The organism is Neochlamydia sp. S13 (assembly GCF_000648235.2).
Classification (GTDB): Bacteria; Chlamydiota; Chlamydiia; order Chlamydiales; family Parachlamydiaceae; genus Neochlamydia.
In genome coordinates this window covers 618,456-644,101 of sequence record NZ_AP017977.1, presented here as the reverse complement: position 1 = coordinate 644,101, position 25,646 = coordinate 618,456, and the positions used below count along the sequence as shown (strand labels likewise).

Genomic DNA, 25,646 nt, shown 5'->3' with positions numbered 1-25,646 from the left:
AATAGGTAGACTGGCCTTTCTACTTTTTCAAAGGATATCCCATAAGTTTTTATGGTTCTGCCTTAAAGAAACATAGCGGCCTAGTCCTATAATGAGATGATCATTGATAGCTATATCGACCAGACGTGCAGCTTGGATGAGGGATTGAGTTACCTCAAGATCTTCTGGAGAAGGAGTAGGATCGCCACTAGGATGATTATGCACTAAGATTAAGCTGGCAGCTTGATGACGGATCACAGGATGAAAAACATCTCTAGGATGAATAGGGGCATGCGAGAGAGTTCCTAAGGCTACAAGATGATGAGAGAGCACATAACCTTTTCTATCCTGTAGGATAACCACAATATGCTCAACTTTGGCATATTCTAATTCATCTTTAATGTAGTTATAAGCGTGCAAAGGTGTAACAATTCTAAATCTTTGGTCAATCGCCTGTTTTGAGGCTCGTAAACCTAAATTTAAGGCGGCTTTTAATTGAATAGCTTTAGCAAGTCCTAAGCCTTTGACTTGCTGGAGTTCTTCAATGGAAGCCTCAGCAAACTTTTGCAAGGTACCAAAGCGCATCAGTAGTTCTTGTCCTATGCGTAAAACCGAGCAACCTTTAGTCCCACTTCCTAAGACAATTGCTATTAATTCTGCTGATGATATAGCTTCAGGCCCATGCTGAAGAAGCCTTTCTCGCGGCCTTTCTTCTATAGGCATCTGCTGAATGGTATATCCTTCTAGCGGCTTATTCATCGATTACTAGTTTTTTAACTTGATGACGATCACAGTATTATTATCTTCACTTAACATTTTATAGCTTCCTTAACAAGCTTATCTGCAAGCTCTTCTTCATTTTGAAGTAGAGGAATTATCTCTTGTGAACCGAGCACCTCCATAGTCGCGTCAGTAGCTAGAACTAACACAACAGGCTCTTTAAATGGAGATAAATTTATCCTTTGAATTGCAGGACACGAAAAAAATCCTTTTATATCCTGATGGCCAATGCCGCGTAAAGGTTGAAGGATTCCTGCTAAACGATGAATGTTTTGCTCATCTTTATCTACCCATCCCTCTCTTAAGTGAATGGATGTTAAAAACTGCTTATTACCCACATTAAGATCTCCCTTTTCATTTCTATAACGAGCATCTGTGGTAAGCTGCTGGCAATCAGGGTCTATTCCTAATATAGCCCACGAATTTCCTAGGTTGCCAATCCAAACTTCTTCATTTTGGGTATAAGGATTATCAAATATTAAAGCAAAAGAAACCGTCGTTCCTGAAGTTGGCGCTTTTTCATCCATAAATCATTAACCTTTACCGATGCCAATTTCAGGGCATTCCATAGATCTAGTTCCCCTAAAGATTTTTTACTACTTAATCTAAATATGCCCACCGTGCGTGATTAAGGGTTCAATAAATAACAACAGGAGTAAAAAACGAAAGAGAAGCCATATTTATATCCTTGCTGATACCTTTAAAATATACGTAATTGGCTTAAATTAAAGAAATTCAATAATGGCTTTAAGACAAAAATCAAGAACAAACATTAACTATTTCGCTTATTTTCGATTAGCTTGGCATCAAAATTGCTTTGTGATCCAGTATTAACCCTAGGAGGTTTATATGGCCACTACAAATAATGCCAATAATAAAGCTAACTCTTTCTCCATCCCTTCCCTGCTTAAGTCAGAGCTCCCATCCCCTCTTGCTCCAGAAGAAAATCACGTTTCATCTTCCCCTGTAACTAAAAGTATATCTTCTACAGTAGAAGCTAAGCAAATGCTGCCCTCTGCCTCTAATCAAAAGATTTTAACAGCAGAAGGATGGAAAAGAATGATGTTACGTGATAAAAAACTTTAAAGAGCAAATAACACTTGATTTAGAATGTTAACGTACTTTAGCTTTAGCTCATGAAAAATCCAAAAATTAACATTATCATCCAGGCGCGCATGGGATCTACCCGCCTGCCTGGCAAGGTCTTGCAACCTATCATGCAGCGCCCTCTCTTAGGTTATCTCATCGAAAGAGTGCGGCGCATCCAAACCATGCACACTCTCATCATTGCCACAACTACTCATTCTCAAGATGATGTAATTGCCTCTTTTTGTGAGAAAGAAAAAGTTAATATTTATAGAGGTCATGAACATAATGTTCTTGATCGTTACTATAAAACTTGCTGTGAATATCCTGCAGATATTATTGTACGGCTGACAGGCGACTGTCCTTTAATCGATCCTGCGATCGTCGATCAAGCCCTTAATCTCCTTCTTAAAAAAAGCGCTAGTCTTGACTATGTGTCTAACACGCAACTGCGCACTTTTCCTAGAGGCATGGATGTAGAAGCTTTCAATTTCTCTACCTTAGAAAGCGCTCATCATAAAGCTACCAGTAAATTCGATCTTGAACATGTCACTCCTTTCATTTATAAGCATCCTGATCTTTTCCATCTAGCCAATTTTGTACACATGCGCAGCGCTGCCAACTATCGATTAACTGTTGATACTCCAGAAGATTTTTTGCTAGTCAGCAAAATCTTTGAAACTATATACCCTACTAATAGAAACTTTACTCTAGCGGATATTTTGAATGTCTTCAAAACCCATCCGCAATGGAAAAAGATTAATGCGCATGTGAAACAAAAAAAGGTCTGAGAATGGAAGCTGATAAAATAGGATTCGAAATTGTAAAACCTACTAAAGAAGATGCTTTCCAGATCCTGCAATGGCGTAATGATGCTGAGACTTTGCGTATGTCTATCCACTCGCAAGCTAAAAAATGGGATAGCTTTTATAAAGAATTTATTAACGATTATTTTTTATCTCCAGCGCTGCCCCCTTTATTTATCCTGCTTGATGGCCAGCGCGTTGCTTTCTTTTTATTCAAGCCCATTTCCCACCCTGAGCATGCCCATAAGCGCCGTTGTATAGAAGTTTCATTAAACGTGGCGCCGGAGCACCGTAATAAAGGGATAGGCACAGCTGCTTTGATTGCCACTAAGAAATGGGTGCAACATCAAGGATTCGATGATATTTTTGCAAAAATTAAAATCGAGAATATAGCTTCTCAAAAAGCTTTTATTTCTGCTGGCTATGAACTGCTTGAGCAGGCGGTCTTTCATGCAGAAGATACTCAAGAAAACATACCTATTTGCCGTTATATGGCCCGCTTGACTCCCTTCATGGAGAATAAGTCTATTTTTATTATCGCCGAAGCTGGCTCCAACTGGCGCATGGGAACTCTAGATAGAGACTTGAATATGGCTAAAACGCTTATCGATAGCGCAGCCGAAGCAGGAGCTGATGCGGTTAAATTTCAAATTTATCGCCCTGAGACTATATACGTAGCTAACGCCGGTATAAGTAATTATTTAGCTGCCACAGGAATTAAGAAGGAGATGCAAGAAATTTTTGCTGACTTGGCGATGCCTTATGAAATGATTCCTCAGCTAGCCGAATATTGCCAAGCAAGTGGCATTGAATTTATGGCCACAGCTTTTTCAATAAAAGATTTTCTTTCTATTGATCCCTATGTTAGAAGGCATAAAATTGCTTCTTATGAAATTGGGCATATACGTTTGCTTGAGTCAATCGCTCAAAGTGCTAAACCGACATTTATTTCAACAGGGGCTGCTACTGAAAATGAAATAGCTTGGGCAGTGGAAGCTTTTTTTGCCTATGGGGGAAAAGAACTGACCTTATTGCAATGCACAGCTAAATATCCCGCTGAAGCAGATAGCATGAACCTACGCTCAATCCTCTGGCTAAAAGAACGTTTTAAATGTTCTGTAGGCCTTTCAGATCATAGCCGGGATGCTATGGTAGCTCCTATTGAGGCAGTGGCGTTAGGGGCTAAAGCTATAGAAAAGCACTTTACCCTTGATCGACGCTTACCAGGCCCTGACCATGCTTTTGCTTTAAATCCTCAAGAATTAAAAGAGATGGTGCGTGCTGTACGACTGGCCGAGCAAATGCAAGGATCATGGGTTAAAACAATTCATCCCTCCGAACAAGAATTGCGTGATTTTGCTCGTAGAGGAGTGCAAGCTTTATGCCCCATCTCCGTAGGACAAGTTTTACAAGAAGGAGTCAATGTAGATATTCTACGTCCTGGAAAGCAAACCCTAGGTATCCATCCTAAATATCTTCAGCAAATAGAAGGTAAAAAAGCAGCTCGCTTTATTCCTTTAGGAGACGGTATTCAATGGGGAGATTGGGAATGAGATTATCTATGGATTTTCAACACTTGAAAGGAGTGTTGATTGATTTTGATGGTACGTTAGTCGACACCATTCCTTTCCTTTTTAAGCACTATCTTTCCTTTTTAAAAACATTTGGCCAGGAAGGCTCCCTTGAAGAGTTTAAAACTCTCATGGGTCCCTCTCTTGAAGAGTTTGTGCCTATTTTAATCGAACGCTATCGATTGCCGGAAAAAAAACATGTATTAATTTCTCTTTATCATCAGGGCTTGGCAGATACTTATAAACGCGAAGGCAAGCTTATTGCAGGAGCAAGAGAATTTTTGGACTTTTGCCAGCATAAAAAGATTAAAATGGGCTTAGTAACTTCATCGGCTCATTTATTAATTGCCAGCTGTATAGAGGCACTAAAAATAAAGGACTACTTTGATTTCATCGTTACCAAAGAGAATGTAAAAAAAACTAAGCCAGATCCAGAAATCTATTTACACGCTTTAAAAACGAGTTCTCTTCTAGCAGACCAAGTGGTAGCTATTGAAGATTCTAGGGCAGGCATTTTAGCCGCTTTAAATGCTCACATCCCCACTATAGCTATACGCAATCCTTATCTTATTTCCATTCCTTCGGGTGCTATGACTACAAATAGCTGGAAAGACCTTACCCTTTGTTTTGAGGAAGCTTATGCAAGACTTTGATATCTTTCCACTCTCCCCCTCTTTTAAAGTTCACATCAGCCGTATCCAACCTCCAAAAAGAGTGAGCCAGGCTACCCTCCTCTCTATTGAAGAAATTTGGAAAGAAGAGCTTCTCCGTACCCAAGGAAAACTTTTTAATGGAAAAATCCTTTGTGCAGATCATTTTGACGGAAAACATCTTTACGGGCGTTTTGTAGAGTATAAACTTTATCTTGCTCAAGTACGCGATCCTACTCTAATCCATGAACTTCATCTTAAGCCCATTTGTGTGTGTGGTTATACTTTAGCAGGCAATGAAATTCTCATGGGTAAGCGCGCAGAGCATGTTACCGATTATCCAAATTATCTTGAGCTAATGCCCGCTGGAGGGATAGACCCCTCCGCCTTAAACGAAGGGCATGTCGATATTATTAAACAACTAAAAACTGAACTTAAGGAAGAAGCAGGAATTGAAGAAGCAATGATTCATCATATTCTTCCCTCTTATTTAATTGTAGATACTCACTCTCATGCTTATGAAATCTGTGCAAAAATCCTCTTAGATCCTGCGGTACCTAAGAAAGAACTTAGCCATGATGATGAACATACAGAAGTATTTTGGATAAAACAAGATCATTTATCCACCTTTGTTCACCAAAATCGTCCTCTCATTAATCCCTTATCTATGCAGCTGCTACAGCTTTTTCTAAATAAATAGGCTTAAATTTTGGTTATCTATACAAACCTTTTTTAGCTTTTTCCTTCTCTTCTTTTCCATAAGCCAATAAAAAATTCAGCTTTCACCTTTTTAGCCTTTTTAGAAGGTAAATTAAAATTTTATTGATACCAAACGACTTCCTTTGTATAAGAAAATTTTTATCTTTTGGAAAAATAGCATGCGAAATTTTCTTTTTATTCTTTTCTTATACAGTGTTTGCTTACCTCTTCAAGCTACTGAGGAACCCCTTGGCTTGGCAAACTTTAATTCGCCCCAAGAAGCCCTTATAGGAGAGCAAAATATCGCCACTTTAGGTGGAGAGCCTTCAGCTATAGTAGACGGATGCGTTAACGTCATCACGGGCACCTTTATCGATAGTGCTATTGATGTATGGAGTCCAGGTCCAGATCCTCTCTATATAGAGCGTATTTACACCCATACCAGCGGCTGGAGTATTAACGAGCCAGAAAATGTAGAAATGCTTGGCGGCAGCTTAAACAGAGTTGTTCACGAAGAAAAAGGCATGAAGACTTTATATACCAATACCTTAATTGGGCGCACCCTTTTCATCAATGCAACCAATTACAGTCAGGGGTTGACCAATTGCTCTAAAGGATTCATCAGCGGAAAAAGCAATCCTCATAATCTTCAGATGCAAATTATATCTCCTAAACCAGGTACTTTCGCCGTGTACTTAAGAGATGGTTCAAAAAGCCTTAAATATTTTGGTTCTAGTCATCGCACGCCACTTTCTCTGACTGAGATTCGCTATCAAGATGGGCTTACTTATGAACAAAAACCTTATGGAATTAAGACGCAGTATACCTATCAAAAATCCCCTTTAGGGTGGAAAATTTATGAGATAAGTAATACCAATAGCCTCCAGCAAGATTTAGGAAAGATTCACTTTGAATATGATAATTTTAAGCTTAATCCCCGCATGGTAGCCTATGCTAATAAAGATAAAAGCGGAAGCTGCGAATATCTTTTCAGCAATTATCCGGCCAGACATGACCTCCATCAAGTGATTTCTACTAACGCCCCTAAAATCTGCTATTCTTACGATGATACTACCCACCGCATGAAACAAAAAGCCCTACCCAATGGTCGCTGCAAGCAAATTGAATATTATGATGAAACCAACCCTTACGCTTATACTAAAAAACCTTTAACTTTTTACGATGGATGTACTTCCCCTTATGAACGTGTATCTTGTTTAAAAGCTGCTGTAGGCACCGATCAAACCCTGCACCCTACCCATCGCTTTTACTATGAGGTAAACTTTATCAACCGTAAAAGTCGTATTTATAGCTATCCAGGTGGGACGACCCGCGTGCTCGATCTTCATAACCAAGAAACTCGCTATCATTATGACTCAAAAAGACGCTTAACAGGCATCGATAAGCTGTTAGACGCTAATCTTTATCGCACGCAAAGTTTTTTTTGGAGCTCTTTGCCAAATTTAGAGGGATGTTTAACAACTAAAACCCTACAAGATGGCCAGGGTAACTTACTAAGCAGCCGCTATTACGATTATGACAAAAATGGAAATATAAAACATGAATGGCTGCTTGGAAATCTTACAGGGAATGCAAAGGGCCCTGTGCTAAATAAAGAGGGCATTCCTATAGCAGGACAATATGACAGCTACATTCGCACTTATGAGTATAGTGATGATGGATACAACCATTTATTACGCGAGCAAGATGGATGTAAAGAGATCGTTTACGTCTATTACCCTAAATCTGCTTTACTCCATAAAAAATTCATGCGCGTGAATAACAAAATTATCTATCGCGAATTTTATGCTTATAACAGCAATGGTTCAATCACTCGCTATGTTTATGATGATGGGCATACTTTAGAAGAAGAGGATCTGGCAGGTGTTACAGAGCGCCATAGTGTGTATACAAGCTATCGCGATCAATTTCCTGTAGGTTTACCTGAAATTATCGAAGAAAAGTATTTAGACCTTGCCCTTAAAGAAGAGATTTTACTGCAAAAAACGCAAAATTTCCATGATCATCAAGGGCGTATAACCCAGCAAACACATTTTGATAGTAACGGGCAACCTCGCTTTACCTTGCATTGGGATTACGATGCCCATGGAAATATCCTTAAAGAGACCAATGCTTTAGGGCATACCTCTTTCTATCAATACGATGAAAACGACAACCTTATTTTTGAGCAATACCCTGGCAAAGATTATCATACTGTGCATGAATATGACTTTTCTAATCGACGCATTTGTTCTAAAGATATTCATGCTGATCAGACATTAGTGACGCATTATGCTTATAATGGCCTTAGCCAAAAAGTAGCGATGACCAATTGGCAGGGAGAGACCACTCAATACACTTACGATCATTGTGGACGTTTAATTAAAACAATTTATCCACGTTTATTAGATTCCGACGGTAATTCTTATCAGCCTTTTGAATGTATTGAGTATGATATTGCCGATAACCCTATCTGTAAAACTGATCGTCGAGGTTTTAAAACAACTTTTAATTATAATATTCGAGGCCAGCCCTCCTTCATCCAATATCCTGACGGATCTACCGAAAAAAATGCATATACCCTTGAGGGATATCTGGCTAAAAGCATCGCTTTAAATGGAAAGATTACCCAGACAGATTATGATTATTTAGGAAGAGCTTGTCGACAAATGACTTTTGCTCCTACAGGGGAAAAGCTTAGTGAAACCACTACTCATTACAACCATTTTCATAAGATAGCCGAAGTGGATGCTGGAGGGCAGTTTACTTATTATCAATACGATGCTGCTGGCCGCCTGGCCAGCATCACGAAAAATGAGGCAAAAACTGTTTATCAATATGATGCCTGCCAACGGCTCGCTAAGACTTTGGAATATTTTGGTCCCGAGGAAAAGGACTATATTGCCAACGTTAAAGAGTATGATGCTAAGGATCGCCTTATCGAAGAGCGGACTGAGGATGCTGAAGGACAGGTTTTAACTAAAATAGGCTATCTTTACAACGAGCAAGACCAGCCCATCCAAACAATTTCTTATCATCAATCAAAGCCTGTTATCACCTTTACCCACTATAATGCCTATGGAGATGTTGAAAGTATTGTTGATCCTCAAGGACATACCACACGCACCCTCTTTTACTATCTTCATCTTAATCAAGAGGGCCAATATGTATATGCTAAAGAAACCATCGATGCCATCGGCCAATCTTTTTTTCAGGAGCATGATAGCTGCGGGCATGTTCGCTTTGCAATTCGTCGCGACCCTATGGGCGTTATCCTGCAAAAACGTGAGTTTTTTTATGATGCAGAAGGGCTTTGCTGTAAACAAATTGAGCATGTTTTAACTCCTCATCAACCTGATCGCCTGGTCACCACTCATTTTGAGTATGACTTTGCCAAAAATCTGATCAGTTGTACGGAAGCCGTAGGAAGTCCTGAACAAAAGCAAACAAAGTATGTCTATAATGCTTATAGGCAAAAAGAAAAAGTTATCAAGCCCGATGGAATAGAACTTCACTACGCCTATGACTGGCTAGGTCGCCTTACCTCTTTTTCCTCTAACGATAACTCTTTGCATTACCACTATACTTATGATGCTAATTCTAATGTTGTGGGTGTGGAGGATAAGCATACAGGAAAGTCTACCACGCGTATTTTCGATAAAAATAAACGTTTGGTCCAAGAAACTTTATCCCATGGGTTAACTCAACAATATAGTTACGATAATTTAGATAGGCTCCAGGAAATTATACTTCCAGACCATTCTTCTATTCAATACTCTTACAAATCACTTTACCTTCATCAAATTAGCCGAGGCCCTTATCGACACACCTATCAACATTACAACCTTTCCGGGGCATTAGAAGAGGCTAAATTGATGGCTGAAGCAGGCTTAATTCAATACGCTTACGATGCCTATTCTCGTCTGATTAACATTTCGTCTAAGTCCTTAAAAGAAGATATTCCTGAGAACGGTTTTGATCAAGTGGGCAATCTTTTAAAAAGAACAACCCTCGACCCAGTAGGCAAAGTAAACAGTACCTATACATACGATGCTTTATATCAGCTTCAATCCGAAAAAGGCCTAGTGGATGATATTTATCGCTACGACTCCCTCAATAATATGGTGGAGAAAAATAAACGTCCCCATACCGTTAATGCTCTCAATCAGCTCCTCCATGATGGCTTAGATCCACATGCCTATGACCTAAATGGAAACCTTATCCGTAAAGGCTCTTTAAACTTATCTTACGATGCATTAGATCGCTTGATTGCCATTCATACTTCTACTCAGCAGGTCGCCTATGCCTATGATGAGCTTAACCGCCGTTTAAGCAGCACCTTCTATTCCCGCTCTAAAGTTGAAAACAAATGGATACCTGAGAAAGAAATTCGTTACCTGTACCACGGACTCAACGAAATTGGCGCCTGTGACTCTAAAGGTAACATTCAGCAATTGCGTATATTAGGTAAAGGTAAAGGAGCTGAAATAGAGGCTGCGGTTTTGCTAGAACTCCAAGGTAAGGCTTACATACCCATCCATGACACGTTAGGCAATATCCGCCTACTGATTAACGCCAAGACCCATACCATAGAAGAAACTTATCGATATACCGCTTATGGGCAAGAGTCTATCTATGGCAAAAATAATAAGCTTATCAAGCAATCGATCAACCCTTGGCGTTTTTCTTCTAAACGCGTAGACGCTGAAACCCAGTTTGTTTACTTTGGACGCCGCTATTACAACCCCACTACTACACGCTGGGTAACTGCCGATCCTTTAAGCTTTGAGGCGGGCCCTAATCTATATGCCTATCTTTTAAACAATCCTTTAAATGATAGAGACCTGTATGGATTAAGGGGTTCCAGTCCTAGCCGTGGGGAGAAACACCGCGAAAGTGTGATCATGTATGGCAAAGAGCGCGCCTCTTATAGAATCGAAAAAACACCCATTAGAGAAAGAGGTGAAAACACAAGAAGTCTGCCTAGAGTTAGCTTTACAGATAGATTTGAAAGAAGCTTTGTTCGTAGCGAAAGCTCCTCATTAGCCGTATTGCTAGGGAGTAAATCAGAAAATTTTCGTCTGGGTGTTCATAATGGCATTATGACAACCCAAATAGAGGCTATTAATAATGCCATCCACCTTAGAGAATTAGGGTGGGAATATTCAATAGATGTCATCCATAATGCTACGCACAATTTGCTTAACGATTGTGTTGAATCAGGCTTAGGTTTATGTTATATAGCTACTACTCCAGTACGCGTTAATCATGAAACATGGAATAGATTCTTTGACGAATATCCACGCGGAGAGTATTTTCAAATTTGCCATAGTCAAGGGGCTATAAATGTCAGAAATGCTCTTTTAAGTTATGATGAAAAGTTACGCAAGCAAATTACTGTGTTAGCCATTGCTCCAGCAGCTTATATATATGCTGACTCCTGTAGAAAAGCTTATCATTATCGAGCACAAGCTTGGCGCGATCCTATCCCTTATATTGATGTGGGAGGCTTAATACGGAGTAAACGCGACACAGTGACCTTAAATTCTTGCCCAGGGGCCGCTTTTCATGATCATTCCTTCCAAAGCCCTACGTATGAAGAAGTATTTAGATACCATTTTAAAGAAATTAAAAAAGCTAGGTAATTTATGAACAAAACTTATTTTCTATTTTTCTTCATTTTAATGTTTACTTTATCTAGCTGTATACTAAGCGTATTGGATAGTTACGAAGAACCTGAACAGGCGGTATTTGTTAGCGACATTTTAAATAAAACCTCTAAAAAACTTCAAAAAAAATATAGCATGCGTACTATTGGTACAGGTATAGGTATGCCTGACGGAGTGGTGACTATGCTAGCCTTAAGTTTTGAAAAAACGGGTCCCTTAAGCCGAGAAGAAGGGCGTAGAATCATTGTAGATTGTGTGCAAGAAATGCTTCAAATTATCAATACTCATGAAAGGATTAGACCCCATTTAAAAAATTATCCCTTTACCCCAAGTGATATCGAAATTGCAATTTTTTTAAAGGATCCATTAGGCTACAATATTTTTTATCCCCATTTCGGGGCTCTTTCTTCTACAAATGCACAAATAGATTATATGTTTACAGCTTCAGAAAACCCCAAAAGGTACTTGAAAATAGAGGAAGAAAAGTTTGAGGAAGCTTTGAAAATGGTTCAAAATGAAAGTAAGAAATAAATTTATATTCGCAATTTTATCGCTTTAAGCCGTCTATCTGGTGCTGTACTAAGCTTGCTAGATAGCTATGAATCACCTAAGCAGGCTAAATTTGTAGGCGAAATTTTAAGTAATACGCTTATAAAGGTAGGCTTGCATACACAATCCTTTCAAGCTACCAATCGACTTCAGGGGATGATTTTATAAAGTAGGGAGGTGCATGAGGGGCAGCTTAAAGGTGTATGAGACTTTTCCAAACTTTCCAGGCAAACTCTAACGTGCGTACCAGGGGGTATAGGGATGAGCATGCCTGGCGGAGTGGTAACAATGTTGATCCAAATTTTATATTTCTTATTATACGCTTAAAAAAAACTTAACCTGTCTACCCAACCCTCTGAAAGATGACTCTCTACTCAACGAGAGGGCTTTTATAAAGTAACTGGCTGCATAAGGATTAGCTCAAAATCATATTGCTAACCTGAGTTGCGAGGTTTTTTAGGAGTTAATCAGATTTTTTATAAAATCCTTTCAGACGACCTGTTGTTGAGATTTTTCTGCAATAAATCTACTCCTCATTCTTTCTTATTTCTTTGATAGATAAATCATTATGAACGTAATAATAGGGCATTACTTAAGAGAGAATTTACCCTTTTGCTGCTACAAATCCATGGGCCCTTAAGATGCATGCGTCGCACTGCCCACAAGGCTTTTGTTGCGGCGTCGGATCGTAACAGCTAAAAGTCATATGCATAGGCACGTCTAAAGCGATGCCCTGACGGATAATTTCGGCTTTATCCCAATGGATTAAAGGTGTTAAAAGCTGAGGCGCATTTCCTTCAGCAGCTTGCTTAGTGCCCACATTTAAAACCTGCTGAAAAGCTTGAATGTAGCTAAGTGTACAGTCGGGATAGGAGGGAGCATCTAACGCATTAGCTCCTAAATAAATCTCCTGGGCATCTAGTATTTCAGCTTGCCCCATAGCATAAGCTAGAAAGAGAGTGTTACGTGCTGGCACATAGGTATTGGGAGTTTTCCCTGAGCCTATATCTTCTTTTGATCGATTTTTTGGTACCGCTAGATCTGACACTAAAGAGGAAGATTTAAATACCCTTGAGTCAATTTGGACAATACAATGTTTAACCTGGTAGTATGTAGCAATTTTGCTGGCGTGCGTAAGCTCAATACGATGCCTTTGACCATAGTCGAAACTCAGAGCATAGCATTCTCTCCCTTGAGCTAGAGCAAGAGCTAATATAACTGTTGAGTCTAATCCCCCACTCAATAAAACGATAGCTCTTTTCATATCTAAACGCCTCTGGTATGGGGAGGCCATATAAATTTATGAATTTGCAAATTTAAGCGTACTGCTAGCTGATCTTCTAATATCCAATTGACCAAGGTGTGGGAAGGCAACACCTCAAATACAGGCGAAAACAATATCTCACTGACTTTCTTAAATAATTGGTATTGACTGCAGACCATCTTAGCATAATCGTAATCTTCCCGATTGCTGATCACAAATTTTATCTGATCATGAAAGCGCAAATGGTTAAGGTTATCCCAAAGGTTTTTATTGCTCATCTGGCTTCCCGGGCATTTAATGTCTAAAATAATGCGTACGTTTGCATTCACCTTTTGGGTAGACAAAGAACCGCCAGTTTCTAGACTGACAATATATCCTGCCTGGCATAATTGCTCCATTAAAGGGATGACGTTAGCCTGCAAAAGTGGCTCCCCTCCCGTCACACACACATATTGACAGCCAAAAGAAGCTACCTTTGAAAAAATATTTTCTAAGGTATAAGAGGCCCCTCGTCCAAATGAATAGGTGGTATCACACCATGAGCAGCGAAGATTACAGGCCGCCAGGCGTATGAAAGTTGTGGGTAGCCCGGCTAAGCTTGTTTCCCCTTGAATGCTACGAAAAATTTCAATAATATTAAGAGAATTCATTTATTTACAAAGAGTAATTTTTTATCAGAAATAATTTGACAATCGATAAGTTATAAGGAAAAAAACAATTTCAAGCCCCCCTAAGCATTTAGCACTTAAGAAAAAGATGCGGGTAGCTAAACACTTAATTTATATAGGCAATAAATATTTTTTGTCTAGATGAGATATCTCATCATATTAAGTAGGCTTTACTCTCTTTTAGAGTTTTACATGCATTAAAGCCATAATTTCCCTCCTCTTAAGAATTTAATATAAGAAAACAATAAAATTATATATAATTAGCAGTAAAATTATAGAGAGATTGTTAGCAATGAAAATATCAAATTTTTTTTCCTTAATTAACCCTTGTTCTTCTCAGCATCATGCTCTTCGAGATTTTAGCATTCTTAGTAGTAAATCAAAGCTATGGGTGGGTAGCCTTACTGCCTTAATTACCTTAGTGGCCCTCCCTCTTTTACCCTTAGCTGTGCCCATCGCTGTCTTCTCTTTTCGCACGTTAGTGAAAAAATTTTCTGCTGCTAAAATATCTACAAAACCTAGGCTTCAAGACCAGGCTAATGCGGTGCAATACACTGCCCGCCAAATTGCTTTTAAGCGGATAAATGTTGAGCATGTTAATAGAGCTGTCGCCGAGGATCTAGACAGCCCTAAGAAAGAAGTGACTTCTACAAGCAAGAATGAGATTTCCTTGACGGTTAGCTCTTCAAGCAATATAGATAGCATCTTGTTGCCAGAAACGGAGGAAATTAATTTAAATGAAGAGAAGCTCCCTCTTTTACACTTGGCAGCAAAAAGAGGAAAGCTAGATGAAGTCGAAAGACTTCTTCTCATTCATCCCATTAATGAAAAAAGCCCCAAGTCTCAGCGCACGGCTTTAAGTGTAGCCGCTGAAGCTGGGAAACTACACATTGTCAAATATTTATTGCAAAAAGGTGCTAATCCACAACTAAAAGATCAACATTTTCATCGTGCTTTGGAGCTAGCAGCTCAAGCAGGGCATTTAGATATTGTTAAAGCTTTGCACCAGCAGGACACCAATCCATTCAGAGAGCTTTTAAGCGAAGCGTTGCTTTTATCTGCCAGAACTGGAAAAAAAGATGTGGTTAGCTATTTACTAGAACAAAAGGCAGATGCAAATAGTACCGATAGAGAGGGCAATCTGCCCCTGCACCTTGCTGCCCAAGCTGGACATTTACAGGTTGTTGAGATCCTAGTAGGCCTTACTAAAAATATTGATGCTTTAAATCATGACAAGCGCACCCCTTTAAGTTGTGCAGCAGAATCAGGAGAAGTAGCAGTTGTAGAGTATTTATTAAATCAAAATTCTAACCCTGCCATTAAGGACAAAAATAATGAGCTGCCTATCATTTGGGCAGCTAAGAAAGGACATGTAGCTATTGTTGAAATCTTACTCTCAAAAATTGATAAGGCCTACGAGCGGGAAAAAGTCTTAACTTTAGCATTGAGATTTGCTTGCCATTATGGAAAGAAAAAAGATATTAAAACCTTACTCACCCTAGGGGGGGATGTTAACAAAGAAGATGATGATGGAAAGCTACCTTTACACCATGCTGCTGAGAAAGGCTCTTTATCTACTGTTAAAATTTTGCTTCCACTAACTCAAAATGTGAACGCCAAAGAAGGGGATAAGGATCAGACGGCTTTAAGCTTGGCAGCTGAAAGCGGAAAAATTGAGATAGTTAATTACTTATTAGAGCACGGTGCGGATGCTAATGAAGCTGACCAATCTAAAGCTTTACCTTTACATTATGCCGCTCTGGCAGGGCATTTGCCAGTTATTAGAGCTTTGATAAAAGCGACCCCTCATATTAATGAAAGAGATGATAGCGAAAGCACCGCTTTAAGTTATGCTGTACAAGGAAATCATCGAGAAATTGCCCAATTTTTATTAAAACACCACGCGGATGCAAACATCTCTGATAAAAACTTAAGGTTGCCCTTGCATTATGCTGCAAAGCATGGGAATGTAGAGTTAGTAAAAATTTTGGTAGATAAAACGACAGATATCAATGCCAAAGATTACCGGGGCATTACAGCTTTACGCTGGGCAAAAGAGCATCTTTCCGAAAAAAATCGGATGAACTACGAACAGATAATCCAACTTTTAGAGACTAAAGGCGCCTTAGAATAGCTGCATGGCAAAACTAAATATATAAAGGCATAGACACCATCTTTTAAAAGAAAACATAATATCTTTAATGATTGATGGATTGACTGCTGGAGATTTGCAAGATTTTTTACTCTCTATAAAAAATTTCTTTCAAAATATTGAGTGCATCCATGAAAATCTTAGAGGGAAAAAGCCATTATAGATTGTACCTTATAGAGGGAAATGACAGCTTCGCAACTATCTTTAGCCCCAAAAGAGTAACAAAGATAAAATTTTTCTTAAATTATGTAGGTAAGCTTCCAACCCTAGGTTCTTAAAGCTCCCTTGGCTCTATAAGTTTAGCTTAGCCAAAATTGAGCTTTACTTTTAGAATCCCCTTATTCTTTAATAGCAAAAAAGAAGAATTTTTATGCCTCAACCTCTGAAACGTATCGCTGTCACAGGCGGAGCAGGGCAAATCGCTTATAGCCTCTTATTCCGTCTAGCCAATGGCGACTTATTAGGCGCTACTCAGCCCATAGGATTGCATCTTTTAGAAATCCCAGAAGCCATGCCTATTCTCCAGAGTGTAGCTATGGAGCTTGAAGATTGTGCTTTCCCCCTTTTAAGAGAAATAATCATTGGAAGCAACGCTGATGAGGTCTTTAAAGAGATAGATTATGCCTTCTTAGTAGGTGCCAAGCCACGGGGCCCTGCCATGGAAAGAAAGGATTTGCTCAATGAAAATGGCAAAATTTTTGTTGAGCAAGGTCAAGCATTAAATAAGTCCGCTAACCCACATGTCATTGTGCTGGTCGTGGGAAATCCCTGTAATACTAATTGTTTAATTGCCCTCAGCCATGCTCCGCGGATTCCTCAACAAAATTTTCATGCGATGATGCGTTTGGATCAAAATCGTGCCGTAAGCTTATTAGCAAAAAAAGCAAATGTTAATAGCAATGAGGTGACAAGAGCCGTGATATGGGGCAACCATTCTTCTACGCAAGTACCAGACTTTACCCATGTGCATATAAAAAATAAGCCTTTGATAGATTTTCCGATAAGCCAGCATTGGCTGGAAAATGATTTCATGAGTGGAGTACGAGAAAGAGGGTCTGAAATTATTGCAGCCAGAGGAAAATCATCCGCAGCTTCAGCAGCCAGCGCAGCTATTGATGCTATGAAAGCCATTATTAACCCAACTCCCCTAGGAGAGTGGTATTCTTCAGGAGTAATTAGCAACAATAACCCTTATGGGATTCAAGAAAATCTAGTTTTTTCCTTTCCCTGTCGTACTAAGGAAGATAAAACATATGAGATCGTAAAAGATCTTTCTTGGCATAAGTGGATAAGAAATAAGATTATGGCCTCTGAAAGCGAGCTAATTGAAGAGCGCACTTTTGTGAAAGATAAGCTAGGTGCACGTTTACACATAATCTAGCAGCCTAGAAGATGAGTGAATTTTTATTTGGAATAACTTAAGGTCCCTTTAGAGATTAGCTTATACAGCTATCCATATAAATGAGGCCCTCTTGAGTTGATTTCTTCTGGAGTACTAGCTATTTTGATAAGTATGTGAATAAAATTACATTTGAGCTCTAACCTTTTATGAATACTGAGAAGGCCATAAAAGCAAAGATATCCCTATCATAGGAACTAAATATTTTTTACAAACCTCGAAATGAGATAAAAAACAATTATGACATTCGATGACTTACAATTAATGTTTAATAGAGCGTTAGCCCTCTCTCTTAATAAGAAAAAATTTTTGCTAGTCTTTACCATTTTAGCATTATGTGGTGTCTTGGTAGTGTTTTTTCGTGGCCTAGCTCTAGGAGCTAATGAATGGCTGATGATGAGTCTAACTTTTTTACCTATTTTTCTTTGTGCAGGATTTTTGCTTTCCACAGGGATTGTTCTTATTCGTATTTATCATGATGAAATAAAAAAAAAGCAGACCAGCTATACAGAGATATTAGCTAAATCGTGGGAAATCATGATTGGAGCTTCTTATTTTTGCATCCCTATTATTTTAAGCTACCTATTACTGTGGATGCTTTTGGGGCTCTTTTTCTTACTAGAAGAGATTCCTGCAGTAGGCCCCTTCTTCAGTGCTATTTTGGCTTTTGGTCCCTTTTTAATTAATCTAGGTACTCTGCTTTTATGCATATTAAGCCTGGCCATTCTCTTTTTTGTTACACCCGTGATTGCTTTGAAAGGCTTAAATCGCATACAAGTTGCTGACATATTATCTAAAAGAATGAGAGGGGATATATTTAGTAATATTATCTTGTCCCTAATAGCTACCTTTCCTCTATGGTGTCTTGCGGGCTTGCTAATTTTAGCCGCTTGGATAACAGGATCAGTATGTTTTTCGTGCCACAACCCTTTACATGCAATCCTTCAATGGTTTTTTACGATGATACCTTTCACTGCCGTCCTTACACCTGCTGTGATTTTTTTCTTTAACTTTGCGGCTGAAGCCCATGTTTTAATGATAAGAGGCCCCCAAAAAACTTCTCTATAAGTGCCTAACTTCGTATTAAGCTACAAATGAAGAGTTTTAAAATATGCATAAAAAACTGGTAGAGAATTAGCCGAGCCTGCAAGAGTAGGTTTATAAACCCATTCAAGCATCATCGAGCAATTTGAAAGAAGCCAGCAATATATAACATTTTGATAATTAAAAAGAATGGCATGATTGCCTTTCTTTCATCATATCGACTAGCTTTTCAGCATATAAAGCATGATATAGAAGGCCCTTGGATCCCATGCCGGTAATTACCCAAACGTTTACTCCTATTTTTTGTATGATAGGCATATGACCAGGAGTAGAAGCACGCACCCCTGCTCTGCAGTTTAACACTGTCGCACCTTCTAATGCAGGCAATAAAGCCAGGGCTTTAGGCATAATTTCTTCTGAAGCCATTTTCAAATTAGCTTGCGCTGATTGAAAGCCACGTTCATAAGTCGCCCCTAATATGCAGCTATTTTTTCCCTTATTCATAATTAGGTAGGCTTGTGAGCTTAAAGGACAGGGTAAAGGTTCCAAACTGTTAGGCCACACAATATCAATAACCTGGCCTTTTACTTCGGTCACAGGCAGCTTTTGCGATGTTAGCAACCTATTAACGAAGGCACCCGTAGCTAACACGATATGGTCAAAAGCTTTCAATTCATCCAATGTTTCTATTTCCTGTCTTTCAAGCACAGCTCCTTTTTCATTGCAGGCTTTCCATAGTCCCTCCAAATAAAGAGAGCAATCTACTGCCATGCATTTTTTAATAAAGAGTGCTGGATGAAAAGACAGTCCTGAAATTTTTTGCTTGGCCTCCTTTGCTTCTAGCCATAGCAAATCATCATACTGAAAAGCTGAGCGCTGAAAATCCTTTTTTTGTTGAAGTGAAAGAGCTACCCGCAAAAATCCGTTATAGCTCGCCACTGGCATGCCCATTTTTTCAGAGGCAAGGTTTAGCAGCTTCTCTGTGGCCTCAAAACCTTCTAGCCCATAACGATTAAGCTTAGCGGTAGCACCCACATAAGGGTGCAGCAGTCCGGCAGCTACTCCGGAGGCCCCTCCTCCCACCCCTAAATGGTCAAAGAAAGTGATACTAGGTCTTTGCTTGCAGGAAAATTTTTTTAGCAAAAACCACCCTGTGGCTAATCCTGATAGACCTGTTCCTATAATAGCTATACGCATAAGCACAACAGCTTATTTGATTTATAGTTAAAATACAATAAGCCATCTTGCATTATTCCTCATACACTGTATAATAAGAACTTTTATATTTAAAGCTGAGTAGAATTTTAACCATAATTCTTTCGCTCATAAAGCAAATAATAAAATTTTTAAACAAATCTGAGCAGGATGGCTACATGCATTCTTACTTGATCACTATAGATAAATAGCCTAACTATGCAAAAGCCTATGCACGCTGTTATTCTTAAAAGCCGCGAAATCTTTCCTCAAGCTAGTGCAAAATTTCTAGCAAACGATAAAGAGAGTACAGCCTATATTCATTCAATAATAAGCACAAACTTTTCCCTGGGAACTTTTAATAAAGGCAAAACTTATAATTTTTCTATGAGTGTTTTTTCATGAAAATTGCAGGCAAATTTTTATTCTTTGGAACAGGCAGTTCATTGGGAGTACCGGTAATTGGTTGTGAATGTGCAGTTTGCCGTTCAGAATCCCCTTACAATAAACGCTTACGCTCCTCTGGGCTGATTAAAATCCATGATAAACAAATTGTCATCGACTGCGGTCCTGATTTTCGCACTCAGATGCTTCACCATCATATTAAACAGATTGATGGCTTAATCTTAACGCATGCTCATTATGATCATACAGGAGGATTTGACGAGCTTAGGATCCTTAATGCTCGTTCCAAGCAGCCTATCCCTTGCCTACTGGCTGAAGCTACAGCAGAGGAGCTAAAAATGCGTTTTCCCTATGCTTTTGATAAAACTTCTTCCACAGAAAAATTAACGACTCAATCTGTCTTGCATTATCTGAAGTCTGAAAGAGGAAAAGTAAATTTTTTAGGATTACCTATTCATTATGTAACCTACCAGCAAGGTGGCATGTTAGTTAATGGCTTTAAAGTAGGCAATTTTGCCTACATTTCTGATATCCGCCATTACCCTCAAACTATTTTTGAAGATTTGCAAGGAGTAGAGACTTTAGTGGTAAGCTGTCTGCGTCAGCAGTCCTCCCCTTTACACTTCAATGTTCAAGAAGCGATAGATTTTGCTTCCAAAGTGGGTGCTGACCAAGCATGGTTTACTCACATCGCTCATGAGCTGGAGCATGATTATACTAATTCCAAGCTTCCACCAAACTATCAATTAGCTTACGATGGCTTAGAGATTGATTTTGAAATCCCCTTAACCTCCTCAATATAAAGAGTAAATGTATGCCCTCTATTAAACCAAAAATCCTAGAATCCTCGGAAGACGAATTTCAGCAGCCTAAAAAAGCTTTACTTGTTTCTGTTTATAAAGGATCTAACTTTCGCACAATCTGCGAAGAGCATCTGGATGAACTAGCCTTACTAGCTGAAACTTATGGCATTCATGTTAACTCTAAAGTTCCTTGTATGGTGCGTAAATATGATGCCTCTACTTTTGTCACGGAAGGTAAATTACAAGAACTTTTGCGGATGGCACAAGAGCAAAAAGTAGATTTAGTCATTTTTGATGATGAAATCTCACCAGGCCAGCAACGCAATTTGGAAAATATTTTTAAAATGCCTGTTATAGACCGTACGGGAGTTATTTTAGAAGTTTTTGCTCAACGAGCACACACTAAAGAAGCGCGTCTACAAATTGAACTAGCTAAAATTAAATATCAAGCACCGCGTTTAAAACGCTTATGGTCTCATCTATCGCGCCAAGCGGGTACAGGAGGTAAAAGCGGAGGAGCCTATCTCAAGGGGGAAGGTGAAAAGCAAATCGAAATTGATAAGCGAATTTTAAAAAAACAGATGGATAGCCTTCAAAATGAAATTCATGAAGTACGAGCTAATCGCCTCACACAGCGTACTCTTCGCACTCGATTAGAAATTCCGGTTTTCGCCATTATAGGTTATACAAATGCGGGTAAATCTACGCTTCTTAATGCTTTAACTGATGCTAAAGTTTTTGTCGAAGACAAACTTTTTGCTACTCTTGATACCACTACACGTAAATATTTATTACCTAATAATCAAGAAATTTTATTGATTGACACGGTGGGCTTTATACGCAAACTCCCTCACTTACTTGTTGCTGCATTTAAAAGCACATTAGAAGAAGCTTTGCAAGCAGATATTCTCCTTCATTTAGTAGATATTAGCCACCCTATGGCTGAAGAGCAAGCCGCCACCACTTACGAGGTATTAAAAGAACTGAACGCTGAAAATAAACCCATCATTACCGTACTTAATAAGATGGATGTATGTAATGATCCCCAGAAAATTACACGCCTACGCATTCTTTATCCCAAATCTGTTTGCATCTCTGCCCTTAATAAAATCGGCTTTGAAGATTTATTAGAGCAGATGATTCAAGAGCTCAATCGAAGACGTACTTCAGTCACCTTAAAAATCCCCCAGCTTGAATACCATAAAGTGAGTGAAGTCATGCGTTTAGGCAATATTATCCATCAAGATTATGAAGAAAATGATGTTTTAATTAGGGTAGATTTACCATGCGCATTAGCTGGCAAACTAAAAAATTATATTATCGAAGGCTCGGCATAATATCGCCTCATTAAGACTTCCATTGATCTATCTATTTAAATTTTTTGTAAAGTATGCTTGAAAAAAATTTTTATCGAATGGTCTCCAAGTTAAGAGGTAGCCTATAAAAAAAGAGGACGGTAAAGATAAAGTTAGAAGGACTTACAAAAAAATTTATGAGAGAGAAAAGGGTGAAAAAAAGTTTACAAAGAAAAATTGAAACCAATTTTTCAGAGAAGGAAGGAGAGGAAAATTTTATAGAAAGCCTCACAAGCAACTTGAGAAGCTATCCGCCCCAGTATTTTTTAGCTCAATTTTTTGCAGAAAGAAAGTCGATTAATAATCGCACCCCAAACCCTGTAGCATACTTTGGATGGTAGCGTTTTTTCTCACTGAAAAATGCCGTGCTTGCAATATCCAAATGAGCCCAAGGAGTTTTCTCCACAAATTCTTGTAAAAACATAGCTGCGGTAATAGAGCTAGCAGAACGGCCGGAACTATTTTTCATATCCGCAATATCTGATTTTAGATAAGTGTGGTATTCCTCGTACAAAGGTAAACGCCAGACTCTTTCAAACGTTTTTGAGCCTGAGCGCATTAAAGCATTTGCAAGGTCATCATTATTGGAAAACACGCCGCAAGCTTCGGGACCAAGAGCCACATCAATGCCTCCCGTCAAGGTAGCAACATCGATAAGACGAGTGGGTTTTAAATACTTAATGGCATAAGTGATTGCATCTGCAAGGACTAAGCGACCTTCAGCATCAGGGTTATTAACTTCAATTGTTAATCCCTTGCAACTCTTGTAGACATCCCCTGGTTTAAAGCTATTAGAGTCAATACTATTTTCTGTGGCTGGCACTACTACCGTTAGATTAACCTCAAGCCCTAAAGAAGCTGCGGCATAGAGAGCGCCTAGTACGGCCGCACCTCCTGCCATATCAGCTTTCATCGTTTCCATTGAGCCTACAGGTTTTAAATTAAGGCCCCCGGTATCGTAGGTGATCCCTTTACCAATTAATACTGTATGTTCTTTAGATAGGGGATGGCCTTGGTAGGACAAAATAATCATGGCAGGATCGCTGGTTGAGCCCCTATTCACAGCTAAAAGCAATTCTAATTTCTCTTTTTCTATCTGCTTTTTATTAAGGATAGTCGCTTTCACATGAGGAAGCTTACTTTCAAGAGCTTTTGCAAAGCTAGATAAGTATTGAGGGGTAACCTCATCGGCATTCCTATTTACCAAGTCGCGTGCCATGTAAACACCTTCAGCAATTTTACCACAGCGTTGCGCAATCGCTAGCTCTTGCTTAGATAGATTGATAAAGGTCACTTGCTGCAATAATACAGAATGCTCAGCTTTGGTGACTTGCTTAAGTTCATCAAAATTATAATTAGCTAATAAAATTCCTTCCGCTATACCAGTAAGAAGGGCATCTTTTGCTAAAGTATCTACCTGGGGGCAGAAGAGGCAAATATTTTTGATATTTTTTTGATGGCATAAGTGGGTTAACTTAGCATATATACGGCGCAATTTTTCTGTATCAATTTTTTCTTTAGCTCCTAACCCTATCAAAGCAAGCCTTTTGCCCTCTTTGGTGCTGGTATCATAGACTACCAGAATTTCACCTTCTTTTGCGGAAAAATCTTGCATCATAAGGGGAGCAAAATGAGAAGCATATCGATCGATTTGAGCCGCCTTTTCTGCTTGCTTTTTCCCTTGCCAAAAAGGTAAAACAAGCAGCTCAAATTTTTTGCTATCTTCATTAGAGGAGGAAAAAAAACGCATTCACGCCATCCTTAGTTGGATCAAAAGGGAATATTATCATCATCGGGTACATTAGGAGCCGGCTTATAACTTGATTGATTGCCAGGGTAGGAAGAATAGCCTGTATTCCCTGTCGATTGAGAAGTATAAGAGGGTTCAGAATAAGCACTCGGGCTATTGTAGGAAGAAGGAGTAGAAGCTTGGCCATAAGAGGCTTGACCAGAGGGCTCTTGACCAGCTCGGTCTGCTTTACCAAAGGGGCTAAAGCGAATCATTTCTGCTGTTAAATCAAGAGATACTTGAGGACGTCCTTCTTTATCTGTATAGATTTCAGGCTTGCCCATTTCGCCAATTACAATAAGTGCACTACCCTTTTTTATATAAGGCATCATCTTATCAAAACGCTCTCCCCAAATGGTCACACGCCACCAAACTGTTTCATCTTTCCCACTTTTACGAGTATTCGTTGCCAAGCGTAACACAGTAACTTTTTGGCCACCTGGTGTAAAACGAACTTCGGGATCTGTCCCTAAATGGCCTGCGATTTCAATGATAATCATTTTATTAAACCTCGCTAATTTTGTTCATATTGTACCTTTTCAAGGATACTTTTATTTTAATCTATACAATAGAGTATCAATCGAGCAAAAATCAAGGCAAAAATTAAGGACTGCTCCAAAGAGTCCCAATATAAAGTAAAACTTTTTTGACCTGAGCTGTTGTAAATCAAAAACAGCTTTTCAATTAAGTGTCCCCTTAAATAGTTTTTCAAAAATCAACAAAAATGCACCTTCTTTTAAGAGGGAAAGAAAATATATTTCTAATAATTTTTACAAGGAAGCTTGCTAATAAGGAGCTGAAGCTAAGAAAGCTTTAACATTAAAAGGAATGCTTTTAGAGAATAGAGAAAATTAACAGACATTTATAAAGCACCTAAAAACAGGTATACGCAAGACACCTACATGCCTTGCGATATATCTAGGATTAGATTTTGATAAATCCTGGAGTTTTCCCGCCGGGTCCCATGGAAGGTCCATCTGATAGATCTCCTAATAAAGAAGGTGAATCAGGCTGAGGTGCTTCATCGCGTCCGTCGCATACTTCTTGGCATGTCTTGCGCCATTTTTCAACAGTTTCAACATATAAAGGAGCAAAAGCGCGCAATCTATTGCCTTCAGCATGCTCCATTTCGATGGTGCAGTGAATCAAAATGAGTTCTTCTTTAACAGCTACTCCAACTCCGCCTCCAGCCATTTGGCCACCAAGCATCGAGCCCTCAAGCAAACGCTCATAGAGACGTAGCTTGGTTTTATTATCTTTTGGAAGGCCATCCAGTAGAGGTGAGTACAAATATAGCCTTTTTGAATTAGGCTCATAGGTAAGATGCAATGAAAATTCGTCATCTATCCCTAATATACACGTATTGTTTTCATCGAATTCAAGCCCTTCAAGGCCTAACTCTTTACCAAATTCTTTGAGATTTTCCTTCGCATTTTCAAAAGACATGTTAAAACCTCCTCAGGACATTTCTGCGAATTTTTTATTTATCCTATCATTAAACCAAGGTGGCATCACTTATTAAGCAAAGACCTTTTGAGAGATTACTACTCTCCTGATCTAACTTTAAGCTTCATTAACTCAATTATATTCTTGTTTAGCAATAAGAATCAATTAATTTTAGCAAGCAGAAAAAACCCTTGAAGCTATAGAACATCTAACAAGCCTAGAGAATTATTTAAGCTTCTTAAAATCAGGTGCTTAGTAAAAAAATTGGTTATTTACACCTCTCTATGTTTCTAAGGCAGTTTACAATTCATCACCCCTTATTTTTTTTATAAATTCAA

20 protein-coding genes are annotated in these 25,646 nt (G+C 38.9%); 12 read left to right on the top strand and 8 right to left on the bottom strand.

Features of this window, described 5'->3' with window-relative positions:
• Positions 1-27: 27 nt before the first annotated feature.
• A complete protein-coding gene (radC, locus tag TY21_RS02475) occupies positions 28-738 on the bottom strand; it encodes a DNA repair protein RadC (RefSeq protein WP_042239015.1) in 711 nt (236 codons plus the stop codon).
• 50 nt (positions 739-788) lie between these two features.
• Positions 789-1,286: a hypothetical protein gene (locus TY21_RS02470; RefSeq protein ID WP_042239017.1), complete on the bottom strand. Its 498-nt coding sequence runs from the start codon at positions 1,284-1,286 to the stop codon at positions 789-791.
• A 322-nt stretch (positions 1,287-1,608) separates the two neighbouring features.
• Here TY21_RS02470 and TY21_RS02465 point away from each other — a divergent pair, with 322 nt between their 5' ends.
• The 7 genes from TY21_RS02465 (at position 1,609) to TY21_RS02435 (ending at position 11,771) form a co-directional block, all read left to right on the top strand.
• The gene (locus tag TY21_RS02465; protein WP_042239018.1) at positions 1,609-1,845 is read left to right on the top strand and encodes a hypothetical protein; all 237 of its coding nucleotides are present in this window, start codon (positions 1,609-1,611) and stop codon (positions 1,843-1,845) included.
• A gap of 50 nt (positions 1,846-1,895) precedes the next feature.
• Positions 1,896-2,636: a glycosyltransferase family protein gene (locus TY21_RS02460; protein WP_042239021.1), complete on the top strand. Its 741-nt coding sequence runs from the start codon at positions 1,896-1,898 to the stop codon at positions 2,634-2,636.
• A gap of 2 nt (positions 2,637-2,638) precedes the next feature.
• On the top strand, positions 2,639-4,204 hold the full coding sequence (locus TY21_RS02455; protein WP_079979816.1) for a GNAT family N-acetyltransferase: 1,566 nt from the start codon (positions 2,639-2,641) through the stop codon (positions 4,202-4,204).
• Positions 4,186-4,875, top strand: a complete 690-nt coding sequence (locus tag TY21_RS02450; RefSeq protein ID WP_079979817.1) for an HAD family phosphatase — start codon at positions 4,186-4,188, stop codon at positions 4,873-4,875. The genes TY21_RS02455 and TY21_RS02450 overlap by 19 nt, the downstream gene beginning before the upstream one ends.
• Positions 4,862-5,572: an NUDIX hydrolase gene (locus TY21_RS02445; RefSeq protein WP_042239023.1), complete on the top strand. Its 711-nt coding sequence runs from the start codon at positions 4,862-4,864 to the stop codon at positions 5,570-5,572. The genes TY21_RS02450 and TY21_RS02445 overlap by 14 nt, the downstream gene beginning before the upstream one ends.
• 253 nt (positions 5,573-5,825) lie before the next feature.
• Positions 5,826-11,216, top strand: a complete 5,391-nt coding sequence (locus TY21_RS02440; RefSeq protein WP_158623006.1) for an RHS repeat-associated core domain-containing protein — start codon at positions 5,826-5,828, stop codon at positions 11,214-11,216.
• 3 nt (positions 11,217-11,219) lie between these two features.
• Positions 11,220-11,771, top strand: a complete 552-nt coding sequence (locus TY21_RS02435; RefSeq protein ID WP_042243726.1) for a hypothetical protein — start codon at positions 11,220-11,222, stop codon at positions 11,769-11,771.
• A 622-nt stretch (positions 11,772-12,393) separates the two neighbouring features.
• Here the strand turns inward: TY21_RS02435 and queC are convergent.
• Both queC and TY21_RS02425 read right to left on the bottom strand, forming a co-directional pair.
• Positions 12,394-13,053, bottom strand: a complete 660-nt coding sequence (queC, locus tag TY21_RS02430; protein WP_042241831.1) for a 7-cyano-7-deazaguanine synthase QueC — start codon at positions 13,051-13,053, stop codon at positions 12,394-12,396.
• Between the two features lie 2 nt (positions 13,054-13,055).
• A complete protein-coding gene (locus TY21_RS02425) occupies positions 13,056-13,703 on the bottom strand; it encodes a radical SAM protein (protein ID WP_042241833.1) in 648 nt (215 codons plus the stop codon).
• Positions 13,704-14,013: 310 nt separating this feature from the next.
• Between TY21_RS02425 and TY21_RS02420 the strand changes: the two genes are divergently transcribed.
• From TY21_RS02420 to TY21_RS02410, 3 genes are all read left to right on the top strand, one after another.
• Positions 14,014-15,855 carry an ankyrin repeat domain-containing protein gene (locus TY21_RS02420; RefSeq protein ID WP_042241836.1) on the top strand — a complete coding sequence of 614 codons (1,842 nt, stop codon included), beginning with the start codon at positions 14,014-14,016 and terminating at the stop codon, positions 15,853-15,855.
• Positions 15,856-16,243: 388 nt separating this feature from the next.
• A complete protein-coding gene (locus TY21_RS02415) occupies positions 16,244-17,254 on the top strand; it encodes a malate dehydrogenase (protein WP_042241838.1) in 1,011 nt (336 codons plus the stop codon).
• A 258-nt stretch (positions 17,255-17,512) separates the two neighbouring features.
• Positions 17,513-18,340, top strand: a complete 828-nt coding sequence (locus TY21_RS02410; RefSeq protein ID WP_042241839.1) for a hypothetical protein — start codon at positions 17,513-17,515, stop codon at positions 18,338-18,340.
• 156 nt (positions 18,341-18,496) lie between these two features.
• Here the strand turns inward: TY21_RS02410 and TY21_RS02405 are convergent, their stop codons facing one another.
• The gene (locus TY21_RS02405; RefSeq protein ID WP_042241844.1) at positions 18,497-19,513 is read right to left on the bottom strand and encodes an FAD-binding oxidoreductase; all 1,017 of its coding nucleotides are present in this window, start codon (positions 19,511-19,513) and stop codon (positions 18,497-18,499) included.
• A gap of 398 nt (positions 19,514-19,911) precedes the next feature.
• Between TY21_RS02405 and TY21_RS02400 the strand changes: the two genes are divergently transcribed.
• Together TY21_RS02400 and hflX are read left to right on the top strand one after the other, a co-directional pair.
• Positions 19,912-20,718, top strand: a complete 807-nt coding sequence (locus tag TY21_RS02400) for an MBL fold metallo-hydrolase (protein ID WP_042241850.1) — start codon at positions 19,912-19,914, stop codon at positions 20,716-20,718.
• An 11-nt stretch (positions 20,719-20,729) separates the two neighbouring features.
• Positions 20,730-22,055, top strand: a complete 1,326-nt coding sequence (hflX, locus tag TY21_RS02395; RefSeq protein ID WP_042241851.1) for a GTPase HflX — start codon at positions 20,730-20,732, stop codon at positions 22,053-22,055.
• 289 nt (positions 22,056-22,344) lie between these two features.
• Here the strand turns inward: hflX and TY21_RS02390 are convergent, their stop codons facing one another.
• From TY21_RS02390 to TY21_RS02380, 3 genes are all read right to left on the bottom strand, one after another.
• A complete protein-coding gene (locus TY21_RS02390) occupies positions 22,345-23,823 on the bottom strand; it encodes a leucyl aminopeptidase (protein WP_042241852.1) in 1,479 nt (492 codons plus the stop codon).
• A gap of 20 nt (positions 23,824-23,843) precedes the next feature.
• A complete protein-coding gene (ssb, locus tag TY21_RS02385) occupies positions 23,844-24,362 on the bottom strand; it encodes a single-stranded DNA-binding protein (protein WP_042241853.1) in 519 nt (172 codons plus the stop codon).
• Positions 24,363-24,786: 424 nt separating this feature from the next.
• On the bottom strand, positions 24,787-25,308 hold the full coding sequence (locus TY21_RS02380; RefSeq protein ID WP_042241857.1) for a CesT family type III secretion system chaperone: 522 nt from the start codon (positions 25,306-25,308) through the stop codon (positions 24,787-24,789).
• Positions 25,309-25,646 lie beyond the last annotated feature (338 nt).

What these genes read in the sequence shown, in the direction of transcription:
- radC (WP_042239015.1), bottom strand. Translation starts at nt 738, where the DNA reads ATGAATAAGCCGCTAGAAGGATATACCATTCAGCAGATGCCTATAGAA.
- TY21_RS02470 (WP_042239017.1), bottom strand. Translation starts at nt 1,286, where the DNA reads ATGGATGAAAAAGCGCCAACTTCAGGAACGACGGTTTCTTTTGCTTTA.
- TY21_RS02465 (WP_042239018.1), top strand. Translation starts at nt 1,609, where the DNA reads ATGGCCACTACAAATAATGCCAATAATAAAGCTAACTCTTTCTCCATC.
- TY21_RS02460 (WP_042239021.1), top strand. Translation starts at nt 1,896, where the DNA reads ATGAAAAATCCAAAAATTAACATTATCATCCAGGCGCGCATGGGATCT.
- TY21_RS02455 (WP_079979816.1), top strand. Translation starts at nt 2,639, where the DNA reads ATGGAAGCTGATAAAATAGGATTCGAAATTGTAAAACCTACTAAAGAA.
- TY21_RS02450 (WP_079979817.1), top strand. Translation starts at nt 4,186, where the DNA reads ATGGGGAGATTGGGAATGAGATTATCTATGGATTTTCAACACTTGAAA.
- TY21_RS02445 (WP_042239023.1), top strand. Translation starts at nt 4,862, where the DNA reads ATGCAAGACTTTGATATCTTTCCACTCTCCCCCTCTTTTAAAGTTCAC.
- TY21_RS02435 (WP_042243726.1), top strand. Translation starts at nt 11,220, where the DNA reads ATGAACAAAACTTATTTTCTATTTTTCTTCATTTTAATGTTTACTTTA.
- queC (WP_042241831.1), bottom strand. Translation starts at nt 13,053, where the DNA reads ATGAAAAGAGCTATCGTTTTATTGAGTGGGGGATTAGACTCAACAGTT.
- TY21_RS02425 (WP_042241833.1), bottom strand. Translation starts at nt 13,703, where the DNA reads ATGAATTCTCTTAATATTATTGAAATTTTTCGTAGCATTCAAGGGGAA.
- TY21_RS02420 (WP_042241836.1), top strand. Translation starts at nt 14,014, where the DNA reads ATGAAAATATCAAATTTTTTTTCCTTAATTAACCCTTGTTCTTCTCAG.
- TY21_RS02415 (WP_042241838.1), top strand. Translation starts at nt 16,244, where the DNA reads ATGCCTCAACCTCTGAAACGTATCGCTGTCACAGGCGGAGCAGGGCAA.
- TY21_RS02410 (WP_042241839.1), top strand. Translation starts at nt 17,513, where the DNA reads ATGACATTCGATGACTTACAATTAATGTTTAATAGAGCGTTAGCCCTC.
- TY21_RS02405 (WP_042241844.1), bottom strand. Translation starts at nt 19,513, where the DNA reads ATGCGTATAGCTATTATAGGAACAGGTCTATCAGGATTAGCCACAGGG.
- TY21_RS02400 (WP_042241850.1), top strand. Translation starts at nt 19,912, where the DNA reads ATGAAAATTGCAGGCAAATTTTTATTCTTTGGAACAGGCAGTTCATTG.
- hflX (WP_042241851.1), top strand. Translation starts at nt 20,730, where the DNA reads ATGCCCTCTATTAAACCAAAAATCCTAGAATCCTCGGAAGACGAATTT.
- TY21_RS02390 (WP_042241852.1), bottom strand. Translation starts at nt 23,823, where the DNA reads ATGCGTTTTTTTTCCTCCTCTAATGAAGATAGCAAAAAATTTGAGCTG.
- ssb (WP_042241853.1), bottom strand. Translation starts at nt 24,362, where the DNA reads ATGATTATCATTGAAATCGCAGGCCATTTAGGGACAGATCCCGAAGTT.
- TY21_RS02380 (WP_042241857.1), bottom strand. Translation starts at nt 25,308, where the DNA reads ATGTCTTTTGAAAATGCGAAGGAAAATCTCAAAGAATTTGGTAAAGAG.